At 69.9% G+C, this 15,650-nt stretch carries 16 protein-coding genes and 1 pseudogene; 11 read left to right on the top strand and 6 right to left on the bottom strand.

What is annotated here, in order from left to right; all coding sequences use genetic code 11:
- Positions 1-2 precede the first annotated feature (2 nt).
- The 7 genes from BLR02_RS11370 (at position 3) to BLR02_RS11340 (ending at position 7,225) form a co-directional block, all read left to right on the top strand.
- A complete protein-coding gene (locus BLR02_RS11370; RefSeq protein ID WP_090568171.1) occupies positions 3-1,070 on the top strand; it encodes a hypothetical protein in 1,068 nt (355 codons plus the stop codon).
- Positions 1,071-1,261: 191 nt separating this feature from the next.
- Entirely contained in the window at positions 1,262-1,576 is a 315-nt protein-coding gene (locus BLR02_RS11365; protein ID WP_245704741.1) for an acyl carrier protein, read from the top strand.
- Positions 1,573-2,511, top strand: coding sequence for an amino acid--[acyl-carrier-protein] ligase (locus tag BLR02_RS11360; RefSeq protein ID WP_090663156.1), 939 nt, complete (start codon positions 1,573-1,575; stop codon positions 2,509-2,511). Before BLR02_RS11365 ends, BLR02_RS11360 begins: the two co-directional genes overlap by 4 nt.
- A 19-nt stretch (positions 2,512-2,530) precedes the next feature.
- Positions 2,531-4,234: an alpha/beta fold hydrolase gene (locus BLR02_RS11355; protein ID WP_090663154.1), complete on the top strand. Its 1,704-nt coding sequence runs from the start codon at positions 2,531-2,533 to the stop codon at positions 4,232-4,234.
- Positions 4,235-4,258: 24 nt separating this feature from the next.
- Positions 4,259-5,431, top strand: a complete 1,173-nt coding sequence (locus tag BLR02_RS11350) for an acyltransferase family protein (RefSeq protein ID WP_090663152.1) — start codon at positions 4,259-4,261, stop codon at positions 5,429-5,431.
- Positions 5,428-6,132, top strand: a complete 705-nt coding sequence (locus tag BLR02_RS11345; protein WP_090663150.1) for a GNAT family N-acetyltransferase — start codon at positions 5,428-5,430, stop codon at positions 6,130-6,132. Before BLR02_RS11350 ends, BLR02_RS11345 begins: the two co-directional genes overlap by 4 nt.
- Positions 6,119-7,225 (top strand): glycosyltransferase family 2 protein, encoded by a 1,107-nt coding sequence (locus BLR02_RS11340; RefSeq protein WP_176849517.1) that lies wholly within the window; start codon positions 6,119-6,121, stop codon positions 7,223-7,225. Before BLR02_RS11345 ends, BLR02_RS11340 begins: the two co-directional genes overlap by 14 nt.
- Positions 7,226-7,235: 10 nt before the next feature.
- Here the strand turns inward: BLR02_RS11340 and BLR02_RS11335 are convergent, their stop codons facing one another.
- A complete protein-coding gene (locus BLR02_RS11335) occupies positions 7,236-8,285 on the bottom strand; it encodes a glycosyltransferase family 2 protein (protein WP_176849516.1) in 1,050 nt (349 codons plus the stop codon).
- Between the two features lie 373 nt (positions 8,286-8,658).
- Between BLR02_RS11335 and BLR02_RS11330 the strand changes: the two genes are divergently transcribed.
- On the top strand, positions 8,659-10,440 hold the full coding sequence (locus tag BLR02_RS11330; RefSeq protein ID WP_176849515.1) for a serine/threonine-protein kinase: 1,782 nt from the start codon (positions 8,659-8,661) through the stop codon (positions 10,438-10,440).
- Positions 10,437-11,426, top strand: coding sequence for an MORN repeat-containing protein (locus BLR02_RS11325; RefSeq protein WP_090663144.1), 990 nt, complete (start codon positions 10,437-10,439; stop codon positions 11,424-11,426). Before BLR02_RS11330 ends, BLR02_RS11325 begins: the two co-directional genes overlap by 4 nt.
- Before the next feature lie 13 nt (positions 11,427-11,439).
- Here BLR02_RS11325 and BLR02_RS11320 read toward each other — a convergent pair whose 3' ends face one another.
- Positions 11,440-12,060 (bottom strand): pyridoxamine 5'-phosphate oxidase family protein, encoded by a 621-nt coding sequence (locus BLR02_RS11320; RefSeq protein WP_090663142.1) that lies wholly within the window; start codon positions 12,058-12,060, stop codon positions 11,440-11,442.
- 104 nt (positions 12,061-12,164) lie between these two features.
- On the opposite strand from BLR02_RS11320, the gene BLR02_RS11315 reads away from it, so the two are divergent.
- A complete protein-coding gene (locus BLR02_RS11315) occupies positions 12,165-13,037 on the top strand; it encodes a LysR substrate-binding domain-containing protein (RefSeq protein WP_090663140.1) in 873 nt (290 codons plus the stop codon).
- A gap of 99 nt (positions 13,038-13,136) precedes the next feature.
- Here BLR02_RS11315 and BLR02_RS30395 read toward each other — a convergent pair.
- The 3 genes and pseudogenes from BLR02_RS30395 to BLR02_RS29450 all read right to left on the bottom strand — a co-directional run.
- Positions 13,137-13,349 (bottom strand): annotated as a pseudogene (locus BLR02_RS30395) (sigma 54-interacting transcriptional regulator); the annotation flags it as partial.
- A 49-nt stretch (positions 13,350-13,398) separates the two neighbouring features.
- Positions 13,399-13,743 (bottom strand): Hpt domain-containing protein, encoded by a 345-nt coding sequence (locus BLR02_RS30390; RefSeq protein ID WP_245704740.1) that lies wholly within the window; start codon positions 13,741-13,743, stop codon positions 13,399-13,401.
- A gap of 68 nt (positions 13,744-13,811) precedes the next feature.
- The gene (locus tag BLR02_RS29450) at positions 13,812-14,096 is read right to left on the bottom strand and encodes a hypothetical protein (RefSeq protein WP_176849514.1); all 285 of its coding nucleotides are present in this window, start codon (positions 14,094-14,096) and stop codon (positions 13,812-13,814) included.
- Positions 14,097-14,274: 178 nt separating this feature from the next.
- Here BLR02_RS29450 and dut point away from each other — a divergent pair, with 178 nt between their 5' ends.
- On the top strand, positions 14,275-14,742 hold the full coding sequence (dut, locus tag BLR02_RS11300) for a dUTP diphosphatase (protein ID WP_090663133.1): 468 nt from the start codon (positions 14,275-14,277) through the stop codon (positions 14,740-14,742).
- On the opposite strand, the gene BLR02_RS11295 is transcribed toward dut, so the two are convergent.
- Positions 14,739-15,593 carry a TauD/TfdA dioxygenase family protein gene (locus BLR02_RS11295; protein ID WP_176849513.1) on the bottom strand — a complete coding sequence of 285 codons (855 nt, stop codon included), beginning with the start codon at positions 15,591-15,593 and terminating at the stop codon, positions 14,739-14,741. The genes dut and BLR02_RS11295 overlap by 4 nt on opposite strands.
- Between the last annotated feature and the right edge of the window lie 57 nt (positions 15,594-15,650).

The following is a 15,650-nucleotide window of genomic DNA, read 5'->3' as shown; positions in this document are numbered from 1 at the left end:
CCATGTCCGGTACGCCGAATGCTGAGGCCTCACCGAGATCGGTGCGGCCTGGTTACCTGCTGGCCTTCCTCGGCTCGCTGGTTGGGATGTTCGCGCTCTATTACGGGGTGCTGCTGACGCTGTCGGCCACGGGCAACCTGCCGCCGCCGGCCTTCACCAACTCGCTCTGCATCGATGAGAAGTTCGACTTTCTCCGCCGGGAACGGCTGGCCGAGCCGAACCTCCTCGTGGTCGGCTCCTCGGTCGCATGGCGGCATTTCGACGGCCGCACCCTGGTGCGGGACGCGCCCGGCCTCGTCCCGCTCAATGGCGGGCTCTGCGGCCTCAGCGTCAACCAGACCGCCTATGCGACAGCCTGGCTGCTCGATCACTACAAGAACGTCCAAGACGTGGTCATGATCACGGCGCCGCAGGACTTCGATGGGTGCACCGGCAAGCCCACCGCCTTCTTCGACCGCGCCGATGTGGACGACTATGTCTTTGGTGATGCCTCCCCCTGGTTCTACTACACGCGATATTTCTCGCTTGTTTCTCTGACGCGAAATGCCTCCCAGATCGCCGGCAGGCGGTCCGGCGCCGACAAGGTGGACCCGCTGGTCTTCGACCAGTTCGGCAGCGGGCCGCTCGGGACCGACGGGGGCCGGGGCGAGTTGCTCTACGGCGAGATGAAACAGCCGGACCCCGCCTGCCTCACGGCATTGTCGCAGCTGGCGGCACGGCTGCACGAGGAGGGGCGGCGGCTGTTCGTGGCCGTCACGCCGATGCATCCGCAGTGGAGGCAGCGGCATGATCCGGACGGCAGGCTGCTCCGCCGCTTCGCCGGCAGCATCCGCACGGCCCTCAATGGCCACGGTGCCCAGGTCTGGGACAGCAACCAGTCCCTTGCCCTGAACGACTGGGAATTCTTCGACGCCATCCATCTGCGCTGGATCGGCGTGCCGCGCTTCACCGAGGCGCTGGTGCGCGCTTTCGACATGACGGCGGCCCAGGCGACGCCTGGGGTGCAGTCGAGCCTCGTGCTCAACACTGAACTGCCGCTGCAGGCATCGGATCGCCTCGTCACGGACTGAAGGGGCAGCGCCAGGAGGTGCTTCACGGCCCATCTCGGTATGGGCCGTGAAGAAGCCCGGCGGGTCCACCGCATCCCGCCGGGCTTCGCGCCGCTACGGTTGATAATCCCCCCCGCCAGATAAAGCCATCTTGAGTTGCCCAGGTGGCCTGTTCTCACAAATAACGATTGCAGTTCCCTGGAGGCTGCACCGTGCTGCATGAAACCGTTCGAAACGTCCTGCGACGCATCGACGATGTCGCGTCGTCCGTCGATACGCTCGGCAACGATGCCGACCTGTTCGAGGCGGGCCTCTCCTCCTACGGCACGGTCGAGGTGATGGTCGGCCTCGAGAGCGCGCTCGGCATCGAATTCCCCGAGCAGATGCTGACGCGCGACACCTTCTCCTCCATCAACGCCCTCGTGCGCGTGCTGCAGACGCTGCGTCCGGCCACTGCCATGCCGGCTGCCGGCAGCGACGCCGTCGATGCCAATGGCTGGCCCGTGGCCACGGAGACCGCACGATGAGCACCCTTGAACTCGCGCCCCGCCTCAGCGCCGATGCCTTCCGGCAGGAGCTCTTCGAGCGCGGCCTCCTCCTTCCCACCGGCGTCGATGGGCTCTATGGCCGCAGCGCGGTCTTCGAAGGCCTCGTCGATGCCGTCGACCGGCTCATCGGCCGCCTCTCCGTTGGCGATGGCGCCGAGATCATGCGCTTCCCGCCGATCATGACCCGCACGGGCTTCGAGGCGAGCGGCTACTTCAAGAACATGCCGCAGCTCGTCGGCACGGTGCATTGCTTCTGCGGCGACGACCGCGAGCACAAGCGGGTGCTGTCCTGCTCGCCGGCCGAAGGTGGCTGGCTCGCCGCGCAGCAGCCCTCGGATGTCGTGCTCACCCCGGCCTCCTGCTATCCGGTCTATCCGATCATCGCCGGGCGCGGTCGGCTGCCGGCCGAGGGCTGGCTTGTCGACTCCTCCTCCTATTGCTTCCGGCACGAGCCCTCGGTCGACCCCGCGCGCATGCAGATGTTCCGCCAGCGCGAGCAGGTCTGCTTCGGCACGCCGGAGCGCATCCGCGCCTTCCAGTCGCACTGGATGACCCGCGCGCTCGAGATGTTCCGGCAGATGGGCCTGCCGGCGACGACGGATCTGGCGAATGACCCCTTCTTCGGCCGGCCCGGCCAGCTCATGGCGAATGGCCAGCGCAGCCAGCGGCTGAAGTTCGAGATCCTGGTCCCGATCTCGGATCCGGACCGGCTCAGCGCCTGCGGCAGCTTCAACTACCATGTCCATCACTTCGCCGATGCCTATGGCATCATCGGAGCGGATGGTGAGGCTGCGCATACCGGCTGCGCCGGCTTTGGCCTGGAGCGCGTCGCGCTCGCCCTGCTGCGCCAGCACGGCTTCTCGCCGGAAGCCTGGCCGGAGACGGTGCGCGCGACCCTCTGGCCCCAGTCCTGAAGAGAAGGCCGAGCCGCACATGATCCCGGTCGCCATCCATGGGTGCCGTAGCTGGCTGCACCTGGCGGCCGGGCCGACGGGGCGGGCCATGGTCCTCTGCCCGCCCTTCGGCTACGAGCTGATCTGCACCCAGCTCGGGCTGCGCAGCCTCGCCGAAGGCCTCGCGGCGGCAGGCACAACCGTTCTCCGCATCGACTATCCGGGCACGGGTGATTCCGCCGGCGAGGAGGCTCCGGGTCGACTCGAGGACTGGCTCGCCAGCATCGCGGCGGCCGCGGACTGGCTGCGCGGCACGCTCGGCCTGGAGGCCATCAGCCTTGGCGGGCTGCGCCTGGGCGGTTTGCTCGCTGCCGCCAGCGCGGTCCGGTCCCCGGGCCGCATCGCCGACCTCGTCCTGCTGGCGCCGGTCTGGTCGGGCCGTACCTATGGACGGGAATTGCTGCTCGGCGCCCGTGCCGCCGGCGAGAACTCCGCCGAGCCGGGTTGGCTGGAAGCCGCCGGCTTCCGGCTGCATGACAGCGATATCGCGGCGCTGCGCGGCCTCGACCTTGCCACCCTGCTGAAAGCCGCACGCCCGCAGCGCATACTGCTGGCCGAGCCACCACGCCCGGGCGCCGGGGTCCAGCCCAGTGCCAACGCGCCCGTGACGGCCCTGCCCTTCGATGGTTACGCCGCATTCCTGCGCCATGCCCATCTCAGCATCCCGCCCGCACCCCTGTTCGAGTCGGTGGCGCGATGGATGGCGGAGGGCATCGCGCCGCGCCGCGCTGTTGCCCCTGGCCTGCTGAACGACCGCCTCCCCGTCGGGCCGGGAACCGAGGAGCAGACGCTGCGCTTCGGCCCCGCACGCAACCTTGCAGGCATCCTCTGCCGCCCGGCCGAGGCGCTGCCCACGGCGGTACTGATCCTCAACACCGGCGCCAACCACCATATCGGCAATGGCCGCATCGCCGTTCGCCTCGCTCGCCGCCTGGCCGCACTCGGCTTCGCCTCTCTGCGCATGGATGCGGCGGGCGTCGGCGAAAGCGCTGGCGGCATGGCCGATGAACGCGTAGCGGCCCTGTTCAGCGAAGGTCCGACCGAGGATGCGCTGGCCGGCCTCGATGCGCTGGAGCAGCAAGGCTTCCGCCGCTGCGTCGCGGTCGGCGTCTGCTCCGGCGCCCATCACGCCTTCCAGGCCGCCTTGCGGGACCCGCGCATCGTCGGCCTCGCCCTCGCCAACCTGCCCGCCTTCGACCGCGCGGCGGGTGGCGCGCCCGACCTCGATGGCGGGCCGCCTCCAGGCGAGATCGCCGCCCTGCGCAAGCCACGCATGGCCATGCGCCGCGCACTGGCGGAGATCGACCGCATCGTGGCGGAAAGGCTTGGAATCGAGCCAGGCCTCGATCGCGCCGGCGGCTGGCTGCGCCGCCTCCAGTCGCGCGGCACCACCACCCTCCTCGCCTATAGCAGCCGCGACCGCGCATTGCGTGAATTGAGGGCCCATTTCGGCCGGGGCGGGCGGCATCTGCCGCAGCGCGCGCCCGTCCGCACCGTCGTGCTCGGCGGTACCGACCACGCCATCAACCCGCAGTCCATGCAGCGGGAATTCATCGCCGAGATCGAGGAGGAGCTGCGCCGCCACCACGCGCAAGGCCCCGCCACGCCCTGCCTGCCCCTGCCGGCCCTCGGCCTCGCCAGCCGGGCGCCCCCAGCCGTCACCATCTCCGCAACCATGGCCTAACAAAACAAAGCCGGGACACCGAAAATGGCCATTCTCCAGCCCACGCTTCTCCGAGCTGACCACGTCGCCGCCACCAGTCGGGCGCGAAGCCTCCCGGCCAGCCTTCCGACCACCATCGAGGTGGCGCGGGTGATGCTGGTCATCGGGCTCGTCTTCCTGCACTATTTCTCCTTCCCGAACAGCCGGACCTCGCCCTTCACCGGCTTCGATCCCGACCACCATCCCTTCGCCACCTTCATCAACAGCTTCGTGCTGCTGTTCTTCTTCAGCGCTGTGCCGCTGTTGAGCACCATCGCAGGCTGGCTGTTCTTCGGCCTCGCGGCCCATCCCATGGCGACGATCCTGCGACGGATGCGCGGGCGCTTCAGCTCGCTCCTGATGCCGCTCGTCACCTGGAACCTTGCCACGATCGCGGCCGGCTTCGCCCTCTACGCCATCGCCCCGACCTCGGGCCTGCTGGGCGAATTCCGCTTCGACTTTGGCGAGCCCAACGCCTTCGGCGTGCTCGACGCCGTCTTCGGTATCACGGGCCTGCCGATCGCCTTCCAGTTCTGGTTCGTCCGGGACCTGTTCCTCTCGGTGCTGCTGAGCCCGCTGCTCTGGCTCGTGCTGCGCCATGCGCCGCTGGCCGGTGTCGTGGTGCTTGGCGCCTCCTGGGTGATGGATTTCGACTTCTGGATCTTCACCCGCACCGATGTGCTGTTCTTCTTCTTCCTCGGCGGCCTGGCGCGCGTGCGGGAGACGCCACTCGACATCCCCTGGCGCACCGCCAGGCTGCTTCTGCTGGCCTATGCGCTGCTGATGGCGGCCCGCGCGCTGGCCCCCCTCGTGGTCGACCCGAGCGCACCGCCGCATGAGGATCTCCTCGATCTGGTTACCCGGCTCGCCCGCCCGCTTGGGGTCATCGCCTGCTGGGGCCTCGCGTTGCGGCTGGCGAGGACGCAGCTCGGCGGCTTCTTCGCGCGCTATGGCGGCTTTGCCTTCTTCCTCCATGCCGCACATTTTCCGATCATCATCTTCGTCAAGTATGCGCTCTGGCGCATGGTGCCGGAGGAGACGGATGCCTGGATGCTCACGCATTACGCCGCCAGCGTCGCGGTCACCATCGCCATCGCCGCGGCCGGCGCCGCGCTGATCTTCCGCATCTCGCCCAATGCCTATGCCTTCCTCGCCGGCGGCCGCAGGTTCGTCGGATGAGCGGGACGCACGCGCTCGGCGAGCCCGTCGATCCCACTCCCCGGCCGCGGCCGGAGCATGCGGTGATCCGCGGCGCCAGCCTGACGCTGGAGCCGCTCGCCGCGCGCCACGCCGATGATCTGTGGGAGGTCGCGCGCGACGCCCCGGACAGCTGGATGTGGCTGCCCCTCGGCCCCTTCGCCGACCGTGCAGCCTTCGCCGGCTATCTCCGCTTCATGGCCGTCAGCAAGGCCGAACTGGTCTGGGTCGTCCGTCCGCATGGGCCGGATGGCGAGCCGGGTCCTGCTGCCGGCTGGCTCGCGCTGCTCGACATCCGCCCCGCGGATGCGGCGATCGAGCTCGGCAATATCTGGTTCCCGCCCGGCCTCGCCCGTACCCGCGCGTCGACCGAGGCGATGTTCCTGCTGCTCGACCATGCCTTCCGCCTCGGCTACCGCCGCATGGCCTGGAAATGCAACACGCGGAACACGGCCTCCTGCCGCGCCGCCGAACGGCTCGGCTTCCGCTTCGAGGGCGTGCTGCGCGCCCATATGGTGGTGCGCGCCCATCGCCGTGACACGGCCTACTACTCCATGCTCGACAGCGAGTGGCCGGAGCGCCGCGCCGCCCTCGCCCATTGGCTCCGCGATGCCAATTTCGGTGCCGACGGCCGGGCGATCGAGTCCCTGCAACGCCATGAGGACAGCGATGCCCGGTCGTGAGGAAGCGCTACCCTTCGGCCTGAGGCTCGTCGGGCCGCCGCCCGCGCCGCGGCCAGGCGAGGCCTTCGGCATCGTCATTGCCCGCAACGAGGCGCTGCGGCTCGGCGCGGCCATCCGCCATGCACGCCGCCTTGGCGTCGGCCCCATCATCCTGATCGACAATCTCTCGACGGATGCCACGCGGGAGGTCGCGCTCGCCCATTCGCGGGTTCATGTGGTCGAGGCGCTAGGCAGCTTCGCCGACTCGAATTTCGGCATCGACTGGGTGAATGCGCTGCTGCATCGCTTTGCCCACGGCCATTGGGTGCTGATGTTCGATGCCGATGAGATGCTGGTCTTCCCCGGCAGCGACAGCCCCGGGGCGCTGCCCCGCCTCTGTGCCCATCTCGACGGGCTGGGCGCGGAGGGGCTGCTGACCTTCATGCTCGACATGTTCCCGCGCGAGCCGCTGCATGCGACCCATTATGCGCCGGGGCAGGAATTGCTCGATGCCGCGCCCTGGTTCGAGCCGCCGCAGCTGCGGCAGGAGCGCGAGCCGGATTTCCCCCATATCGCCACCTATGGCGGCATCCGCGAACGGCTGTTCTTCCCGGAGACCATCCCGACGCGGCCGGGGCGCTTCCTGCACCAGAAGCTCTACAATGCGGGATGGCGGCTGCCGGCCCTGCGGCAGGCGGCCTGGTATGCGGGCCTCGCGCCCCGCCGCTCGCCGAACCTCACCAAGCTTCCGCTGGTGCGCTGGCGGGAAGGCATGGCGTTCCGCTCGGCGCATGCGCTGACGCCACTCGCCCTCACGGCGGAGCAGCCGAGTGGCATCCTGCTGCATTTCAAGTTCCTGCAGGATTTCCATGCGCGCGTGCTGGATGCGGTGGCGCGCGGGGCGCACTACAACGGCTCCGCCGAGTATCGCCGCTACCTTGCGGCGCTGAAGCGCAACCCGGATTTCACGCTCTTCGGCCCGCGCAGCTTGCGCTATGCCGGCCCGGAGCAGCTGGCGGCGCTCGGCCTCCTGCGTGACACGCCGGCCTGGGCAGCTGCGCGGAGGCTGGAAACGGCCGGCACGGAGCCGGCCCTGGCAGTGGAGCCGGGCTGAGGCGAAGGCCTCAGCCCATCGCCTCCCGCGCTGCCGACGCATTCTCCGCAAGGCCGCAGGCCTTGCGCGGCAGGCTCGGCGCCTCGGGACGCGGCAATAATTCGCCGATCACCATCCGCACATAGCCCTGGGCATAGGCCAGGCGCCAGCGCAGGCCGATCAACGCGGTGCTCGAGGCAGGGATCAGCGCCAGCGGCGCCAGCAGCATGGCGAGACCGAGGCGCCGCGGAAACTCACCCCAGACAAGGCCTGGATGACCGAGCATCAGGCGTGTCAGGACGGAGGAGGCGCCCTGCCAGTAAAGCCGCTGCAGCAGCCAGGATGGCGAGAGCCGCTGCGCCTGGATGCAGTGGTGCACGGTGATGCGCGAGTCGTGCCGGGCCGAGCGGCCGCTGTCCTGCAGCTTCCAGGCGAGATGCACATCCTCGTCCGACAGCAGCATGCCGCCGCGCCGGCCGAGATCCTCGGCGAAGCCCGAGATGGAAAGAAGCGCCGCGCGCTCCACGATCAGGTTGGCGCCATAGGGACCAAGCCCGGCCGGCACCTCGGAGGTGCGGTACTCGCCACGGCCGACCCATTCGGTGATGGTGAGGATGCCGCGCAGGCTCTCCGGCCACCAATCGGGCAGAGGCGCTTCCCAGACCGGCAGCGCACGGCCGCTGAGCACGGCCGGCCGGACCGGCTGCTCCTCCACGACCCGCATGATCTGCTCAATCCAGTCGGGCGCGGCGAGCGCATCATCGTCGATATAGGCGACGTAATCGCCCGAGGCGGCAGCCGCGCCGGCGTTGCGTGCCCGGCTGATGCCGATCTCCTCGACACGCAGCAGCCGTGCATTGGGCAATCCGGCCACCAGCCGCTGCATCTCCGTTGCCGCGGCCGGAGAGGAGTTGCTGTCCACCACGATGATCTCGAAGGCATCCAGACCGACTGTCTGGTGGCGCAGGCTCTCGAGGCAATGGCTGAGATAGTGGGTCCGGTTGTGGGTGCAGATGCAGGCGGTCACCGAAACGCCCTGTCCCTGCGGCATGTCGCCACTCAGGCGTCCTGAGAAGGTCATGGACATTTCTGCTGTTCGTATCCAGGTTGATATTGTGGCGAATGTCGTTCCGCTGTTCCGTCGCCGCAATCGACGAGCCCGTGATAAATTCGGGGACGTTGCTGCCGCTCGCTTCTTGAGCGTCACGTTACGGAGAGGCATACGCATCCACCTCTACGAGCGAATTTCCGCCCCCGCTCCCGAACCACCCGGCGAAATTTACAGCCTGCCCAGTAACAATTTGGCCATGTACCATCCGGCTTCGGTGCAAGTGCTTGCTCGCATCTTGCTGCAGCGGCAAGCTCTCCTCGCTCCGTATTTGGTGACTGGCTATGCTTGGGGATGGTGTGCGGATGGCAGGAATCGCCGACCGGCCCGGCGGCCGGACCGGGCGATGAGCGCCCAGGCGGAGATCGCCGGACGCTATGTCCTGCACGGCACGCTCGGTACCGGCGCCGGCACCATCGTCTATGATGCTTTCGATCGCCTGATCGAACGCCGTGTCGCGGTGAAGGTGGTGAACCTGCCGCCGGTGGAGGATGCCGAGACCGCCGACGCCATCGCCCGTTTCCGCCGCGGCGCCCGGGCCGCCGGTGGCCTCAACCACCCCAACATCGTCGCCGTCTTCGACTACGGCGAGAATGCCGAGCAGGCCTGGATCATCATGGAGCTGGTCGAGGGCGGCTCGCTCAAGGGCCTGCTCGATACCGGGGAGCGGCTGCCGCTGCCTCGGGTCGTCCAGCTCATGACGCAGCTGCTGGATGGGCTCGGCTATTCCCATGCCAGGGGCGTCGTCCACCGCGACGTCAAGCCAGCCAACCTGATGCTCACCCCGTCCGGCACGTTGAAGATTGCCGATTTCGGCATCGCCCGGCTCGAGAATTCCTCGATGACGCATGTCGGGACCATGATGGGCACGCCCGCCTACATGGCCCCGGAGCAGCTGCGCGGCGAGCCGGTGGACCAGCGTGCCGATCTCTGGGCGGCTGGCGTCGTGCTCTACCAGCTGCTGAGCGGCGAGAAGCCCTTCGCCGGCGGCATCACCTCCATCATGCAGAAGGTGCTGAACACCGATCCGGTGCCGCCCTCCCGCTTCGGCGTGCCGCCGACCGGGACGCCCGAGATCGATGCGGTCGTCAGCCGCGCCATGGCGAAGGCACCGGAGGACCGCTTTGCCTCCGCGGCGGAGTTCAGCGCCGCGCTGCAACGGGCTGCGGCGCCCGCCGCCCAGGCCGCCTCGCCCTTCCACCGGCCGCCGCCGGAGCCGGCTGATGACGGCACCGTCATCCGCCCGCCACCTCCCCGCATGATGCCGCCGGAGCGGCCCCGCCCGCGGCGCCTGTTGCTGCCGGCGCTCGGCGGCGGCGTGGTGGTCCTTGCCCTGCTGGTCGGCGGCAGCCTGATGCTCGGCGGCGACCGCCCCCCCGGCACCGCGCCGCCGGCCGCGGCGGCCCCCCCGCCGCCGCCGGTGCAGCCGACCCAGATCGCCACCCCCACCCCACCGCCGATGCCCGCCCCACCAAGCCCTGCTCCGCTGCCGGCTCCCGATGCCCACGCCATCGCCGCCTCGCTCCGGCAATTGCCCTGCAACCTGGTGCAGGTGACGAGTGCCGGGCGCACCGCCACGGTCGCCGGCTTGGCCAGCGCCGCCTCGGCCGATGCCATGCGGCGAAGCCTCGCCCTCCCCGGCCTGCCCTCCGGCGCGGTCACGCTCGCCCTCGACAGTTTCGAGGCGCCCTATTGCGGGACGCTCGACCTTCTCCGGCCCGTCGCCGCCCTCGGCGATGCACCGCCCAATCTGGTCTTCACCAGCAGCAACCCGCTGCGCGAAGGACAGGGACTGCGCTTCACCGTCAGCACGCCCGCCTGGCCGGCACGGCTGCATGTGGCCTATGTGACCGAATCCGGCGATGTCGGGCACCTCGTCCAGGGCGGCCCGCCGCAGCCGCCGAATGGCGCCGTTCCCTTCGGCGACGGCACGCGCTGGTCCGCCACGGCCCCATTCGGCACGGATATGCTGGTCGTCATCGCCTCGGAGGCTCCGCTCTTCGCACAGCGGCGGCGCGGCGAGCGGCTCGAGGAGTTCGAGATCGCCCTGGCCGGCGCCCTGCGCGACGCGCAGGAGTCGGGGCGGCTCGCCGCGCGGGTGGCGCTGCTGCGGACGGTGGCGCGATGAGGCGCATGCTCCTGGCCGCCCTGCTGCTGCTGGCCTCGCCCGCCCTGGCCGCCATAACCATGGATGACGAGGCGCCGGCCCCGCCCCCACCGCCAGCGGCCCGGCCCAGCTTGCCGCCGCCGCCCCGCCCGGCACTGCGGCCCCGCCCGCCACGGGAGGAGGTTTCCACCCCGACCCAGCCTCAGGCGCCGGCGGCCGAGCCGGCGCGTGGGCTGGTCGCCGATGCCCGGTCCCGCTGTGGCATCTGGGCACCCGACCTGCAGCCAGGCGAGAGCCTGGAATGGTCCGGCTCCTGCCGCGGCGGCGCGGCCAATGGCACGGGTGAGTTGCTGCGGCGGAAGGGGGAGGCGGTCATCAGCCTGACCCAGGGGCAGTTCAAGGATGGCAAGCTCGAAGGCCCCGCCACCATCGCCCTCCCCGGCGGCACGCATGTCGAGGCGGACTTCGCCGCCGGCGAGGCCAAGACCGCCACGATCCGCTTCGGCGATGCCAGCACCTATCGCGGCGAGATCCGCCATGCGATGCCGAATGGCCGCGGCTCCCGCTCCTGGCCGCGCGGGCCGGATTACGACGGCCAATGGGTCAATGGCGTGCGCACCGGCGAGGGCCGCCAGCAGGACGGCTACGGCATCTATTCCGGGCAATGGCGCAATGACCGCCGCAACGGCCGCGGCCTGCAGATCTACCCGAGCGGCGACCGCTACGAGGGCGACTGGCGGGACGACAAGCGCGAGGGCCGCGGCATCATGACCTGGTCCGGCGGCGTCTATGAGGGGGATTGGCGCGGTGACCGGCGCAACGGCCAGGGCACCGAGGCCTACCGCAACGGCAGCCGCTTCGTCGGCCAATTCGCCGACGACCTGCCGAACGGGCCAGGCGTGCTGATCGCGGCCGATGGCACACGCTTCGAGGGCCGCATGACCGGCGGCTGCCTCGTCACCGAGCGCGGCACCTACCGCATCCTGCCCGGCCCCGGCGCCTGCTGAGGGGCTCCGTCGGCTACCACAGGCTCTCCCGTGCCCGCGCCGGCCAGGCCGCGTCATAGGCCGCGCCGCCGACCCGGCCCTCGCTCATCTCGGCAAGGATGGCGCCCGGCGTCGGCAGGCTGCGTGGATCGACCTGGCTCCCCGCATCCCAGAGCCCGGCACGGATGATCGCCCGGGCACATTGGAAATAGACCTCGCCGACCCGGATCACGAGAACCGTGCGCGGCGCCCTGCCCTCCACCGCGAAGGAGGCGAGCAGGCCAGAATCCGTCTCGATCTCCGCCCTGCCATTGATCCGCAGCGCGTTGCCGCTGCCGGGGATGAGGAACATCAACCCGACCCGTGGGTCCCGCACCAGGTTGCGGAGGCTGTCGATGCGGTTGTTGCCGTGGCGGTCAGGCAGCAGCAGCGTCCGCGGATCGGCGATGCGGACGAAGCCCGGCCGGTCGCCGCGCGGCGAGCAGTCCAGCCCCTCCGGCCCGGCCGTCGCCAGGGCAAGGAAGGGCGCCGCCTCGATGAAGCGGCGATAGGCCGGGGTCACATGGTCCGCCACCTTCGCCATCGAGGCCTCGCCAACGCTGTCCAGCGCCCCGTAGATCGCCTCCAGCTCCGCCATGCTGGTGATCGCCGCCATGCCGCGCCCTCCTTCGTCGAGGCCCATGGCTAGACGAGAACGGCGCCCGGCGACTATCGAGTTCGGCTGCCTGATCGGTGAGCCGAACTCACGAAAGGACCCCGATGTCCCGCCGCCTGCCGCCGCTCGCCGCGCTGCGTGCCTTCGAGGCAACGGCACGGCTCGGCTCCGTCACCCGGGCGGCGGAGGAGCTGGGCCGCACCCATGGCGCAGTCAGCCGGCAGATCCGCGCGCTGCAGGACGCCGCCGGACTGCCCCTGTTCGACAAGGCCGGCACCGGCCTCCGGCTGAACGCGGCGGGCGAATCGCTGCGCCGGACGGTCGCCGCGGCGCTGGACGGGCTGGAAAGCGGCTGGACCGCATTGCGTGAGGAAGCCGGTGGGCCTGCCCTGCATGTCGCCTGCAGCGCCAGCTTCGCCATGCGTTGGCTGGTCCCCCGCCTGCCTGGCTTCTACCGCGCCCAGCCCATGGTCCGGCTGCGCCTGTCCATGACCACGGCGCGGGCGCTGCGGCATGAGGGCGCCGATCTGGTCATCGCCTGGGCGCGCGGCCATTACCCGGCCGCCGAACAGGCCCGCGCCATCCCGCTCGGTGCCATCGCCTTCGGGCCCGTCTGTGCGCCGGACTATCCCGTCACCGCCGGCCCGTCGCACCTCGCCGCCCCTACCCGCATCGACCACGAGCATCTTGGCGAGAGCTGGGCGATGTGGCAGACGCGCGCGGGCCGGGCGCTGGACTGCCAGGAGGAGCTGCGCTTCCCGCACACCCATCTCTGCATCGAAGCCGCCCTGGCCGGGCTCGGCCTCGCCCTGGTGGAGCAGCGCCTGGTGCGGGAGGAACTCGCCACGGGACGCCTGCGGGCGCCCTGCGGCTTCGTGCCCTTCCCCGAAGGGCTGGCCGCCCTGCCGACCTCGGCCCGCGCCCAGTCCCCGGCAGCGCGCGCCTTCCTCGCCTGGCTCCGCGCGACCCTCGACTGAGGCTCAGCCCGCTGCCCGCTTCGGCCCCCGCCAGGCTTGCAGCTTGCGATAGATGGTGGAGGGGTTGATCTCCAGCAGCGAAGCGGCGCGCGGCACGTCCTGTCCGGTCCGCACGAAGCGCAGCAGCTTCACCTGCATCTCGAGCGGCATCCCGCCGATCTCGTCGAGGAAGAGCGTGCCGCCATCCGCCTGCCTTGCGGCGCCGGCACGGCTCTCGGTCGCGCCGGTGAAGGCCCCCTTCACATGGACGAAGATCTCGCTCTCCAGCAGGTCACGCGGGACGGCGCCGCAATTGAGGGCGACGAAGGGTCCGCCCGGGTGGGCATGTCCTCCACCAGGAGGACGCGCCCGGCGGCGACGCTCATCGGCCGGGCGAGCGTGCGACGAGGGCCGACAATTCCTGCAGCGCCGCCATCGCCCGGTCGCGGATGACCGGTACGACCACGGCGGGAGGATGCGGGGATTGCGGGTCCATGGCGACACGCGCCGCCTGCTCCAGCGGGATGGCGCCGACCGCCGCCGCCGCCCCGGCCAGGCTATGCGCCGCCCTCTGGTAGTTGTCCCAATTCCCGGCGATGGCGGCGGCTTCCAACTGATGCGCCAGCCGGCCGAGGTCATCCTCGAAGGTCTCGATGATGCGCCGGAAATCGGCCGGGGGCAGGTCCTGGGCCAATTGCTCGGCGATGTTGGGATCGATCGCGCTCACGCCGCATCGAGTCGCATTTTTGTCATTTTGCGTCAATCGCGAACTGGATGGCAGCGCAACAATATCCTTCATGCTGCTCCACCTCGCTCTGCCCATGGCGACGCGCAGAAAATAGCCCGCTGCCGAATTTCATGATATTTTTCCAATATATGAGATGCGACAGCAAACTTGGCGGTGGGCCGTGGCGACATGAAAGGCAGGCTGTAATGCCGAGGTGATGATGCATTTTGCAATTCCGGCGGCAAGGCAAGTCGCGGATTGCGAATGGAATTCGCCTTGGCCTGGCATGCGGCTGTTCTGGGAGCAGCCGCCCAAAGCCTCGCCACATCCATCCCCGCCAGGGCCTTGGCCATGCCGGTGCCTTGGGCAGGCACCCATGGGCGGGCGTGCTCATGGAATGGGTCAGGTCAGCAGGAGGTAGCCCCATGACTGCTACACCCATGCCGCCACCATCCCCATCGACCAGGGCTGCCCGCTGGTGGCGACGATGCGCCTGCTCTATCAGCGGGGCCGCGGCAGGGAGAGGCAGGCATGGGCGACCCGATGATCGAGCTGAAGCTGCTGGATGAGCGGCTGCGGCAATGGGGCCTGCCCCGCTACCAGACGGGGATGGCCGCGGCCATCGACCTGCATGCCTGCCTCGACGCGCCGCTGGTGCTGCAGCCAGGCACGGCACCGGCCCTGATCTCGAGCGGGATCGCCCTGCACATGGCCCGGTCCGGCATGGCGGCGCTGGTGCTGCCGCGCTCCGGCCTCGGGCACCGCAAGGGGCTGGTGCTCGGCAACCTCGTCGGGCTGATCGATGCCGACTACACCGGCCCGGTGCTGGTCAGCGCCTGGAACCGCAACCCGCCGGGCGGCGAGGCCATCACCATCGAACCGGGCGAGCGCTTCGCCCAGATGGTCTTCGTCCCGGTGCTGCGCCCGGAATTCACCGTGGTGGAGGAGTTCACCGCGGCCTCCGCCCGCGGCGCGGGCGGCTTCGGCTCAACCGGTTAGGGGCCCGCCACGGTCGTCCGGTGCATCAGCCGGACGTATCTCTCGTGGTTGAAGAGCGTCGCCGTGTGCAGCATGCAGCGGTTGTCCCAGATCACAAGGTCGCCCTCCCGCCAGCGATGGCGGTAGACGAAGCGCTCCTGGCTGGCATGGGCCATCAGCTCGGCGATCAGCGCCCGCCCCTCCTCCGGCGCCATTCCCTCGACATGGCTGATGACGGCGGGGCAGAGGAAGAGGGACTTCACCCCCGTCACCGGATGGACACGCACCAGCGGCTGCGAGACCGGCGGCCAGCGCCGTGTCTGCTCCTCCGTCAGCGGCGGGCGGTCCGGGTTGTGCTGGCGCCCCCATTCGGCGAGGGTCGCCAGGGAATGCACCGTGCGCAGCGCCTCGATGCGCAGCTTCGTCTCGTCCGCCAGGGCGTCATAGGCGCCGGCGGCATCGATGAACCAGGTTTCGCCCCCTTCGGGTGGACAGATCGCGCCGTAGAAAAGCGAGGCGGCGCTCGGCACCTCGCGGTAGCTGCTATCGGCATGCCATTGCTCGACGCCACGGGCGAAATTGGCCCGCAGCTCGCCATTCACCGTGTAGTTGCCGACGCAGAAGATCTCGGGATGCTCGGGATGGGTGAAGCGGCTCTGCGCATGCAACTCGAGCTTGCCCATGCGGCGGCTGAAGGCGACATGCGCGGCAGGGTCGAGCGGCACATCGCGCACCAGTAGCAGGTGGTGGCGATGGAAGGCCGCCATATAGGCGGAGAAGGCATCCTCCGGGAGGTCGCCCGCAATGCGCAGGCCTCTCAACTCGGCGCCGAAGCTTGCCCCGAGCGGATGTTCCTCGAGAAGGGTCGGCATCATCATATCCATGGCCGGCTGCGCCTTTTCATTGGCTGTGGCGACAGGACCGGTGAC

This window comes from Belnapia rosea, assembly GCF_900101615.1.
GTDB lineage: Bacteria > Pseudomonadota > Alphaproteobacteria > Acetobacterales > Acetobacteraceae > Belnapia > Belnapia rosea.
This window is presented reverse-complemented; position numbering and strand designations above follow the sequence as displayed.

What these genes read in the sequence shown, in the direction of transcription:
- BLR02_RS11370 (WP_090568171.1), top strand. Translation starts at nt 3, where the DNA reads ATGTCCGGTACGCCGAATGCTGAGGCCTCACCGAGATCGGTGCGGCCT.
- BLR02_RS11315 (WP_090663140.1), top strand. Translation starts at nt 12,165, where the DNA reads ATGTCCCGCCGCCTGCCGCCGCTCGCCGCGCTGCGTGCCTTCGAGGCA.
- BLR02_RS11320 (WP_090663142.1), bottom strand. Translation starts at nt 12,060, where the DNA reads ATGGCGGCGATCACCAGCATGGCGGAGCTGGAGGCGATCTACGGGGCG.
- BLR02_RS11330 (WP_176849515.1), top strand. Translation starts at nt 8,659, where the DNA reads ATGAGCGCCCAGGCGGAGATCGCCGGACGCTATGTCCTGCACGGCACG.
- BLR02_RS11325 (WP_090663144.1), top strand. Translation starts at nt 10,437, where the DNA reads ATGAGGCGCATGCTCCTGGCCGCCCTGCTGCTGCTGGCCTCGCCCGCC.
- BLR02_RS11355 (WP_090663154.1), top strand. Translation starts at nt 2,531, where the DNA reads ATGATCCCGGTCGCCATCCATGGGTGCCGTAGCTGGCTGCACCTGGCG.
- BLR02_RS11360 (WP_090663156.1), top strand. Translation starts at nt 1,573, where the DNA reads ATGAGCACCCTTGAACTCGCGCCCCGCCTCAGCGCCGATGCCTTCCGG.
- BLR02_RS11335 (WP_176849516.1), bottom strand. Translation starts at nt 8,285, where the DNA reads ATGACCTTCTCAGGACGCCTGAGTGGCGACATGCCGCAGGGACAGGGC.
- BLR02_RS11350 (WP_090663152.1), top strand. Translation starts at nt 4,259, where the DNA reads ATGGCCATTCTCCAGCCCACGCTTCTCCGAGCTGACCACGTCGCCGCC.
- BLR02_RS11345 (WP_090663150.1), top strand. Translation starts at nt 5,428, where the DNA reads ATGAGCGGGACGCACGCGCTCGGCGAGCCCGTCGATCCCACTCCCCGG.
- BLR02_RS29450 (WP_176849514.1), bottom strand. Translation starts at nt 14,096, where the DNA reads ATGGCCAAGGCCCTGGCGGGGATGGATGTGGCGAGGCTTTGGGCGGCT.
- dut (WP_090663133.1), top strand. Translation starts at nt 14,275, where the DNA reads ATGGGCGACCCGATGATCGAGCTGAAGCTGCTGGATGAGCGGCTGCGG.
- BLR02_RS11340 (WP_176849517.1), top strand. Translation starts at nt 6,119, where the DNA reads ATGCCCGGTCGTGAGGAAGCGCTACCCTTCGGCCTGAGGCTCGTCGGG.
- BLR02_RS11295 (WP_176849513.1), bottom strand. Translation starts at nt 15,593, where the DNA reads ATGCCGACCCTTCTCGAGGAACATCCGCTCGGGGCAAGCTTCGGCGCC.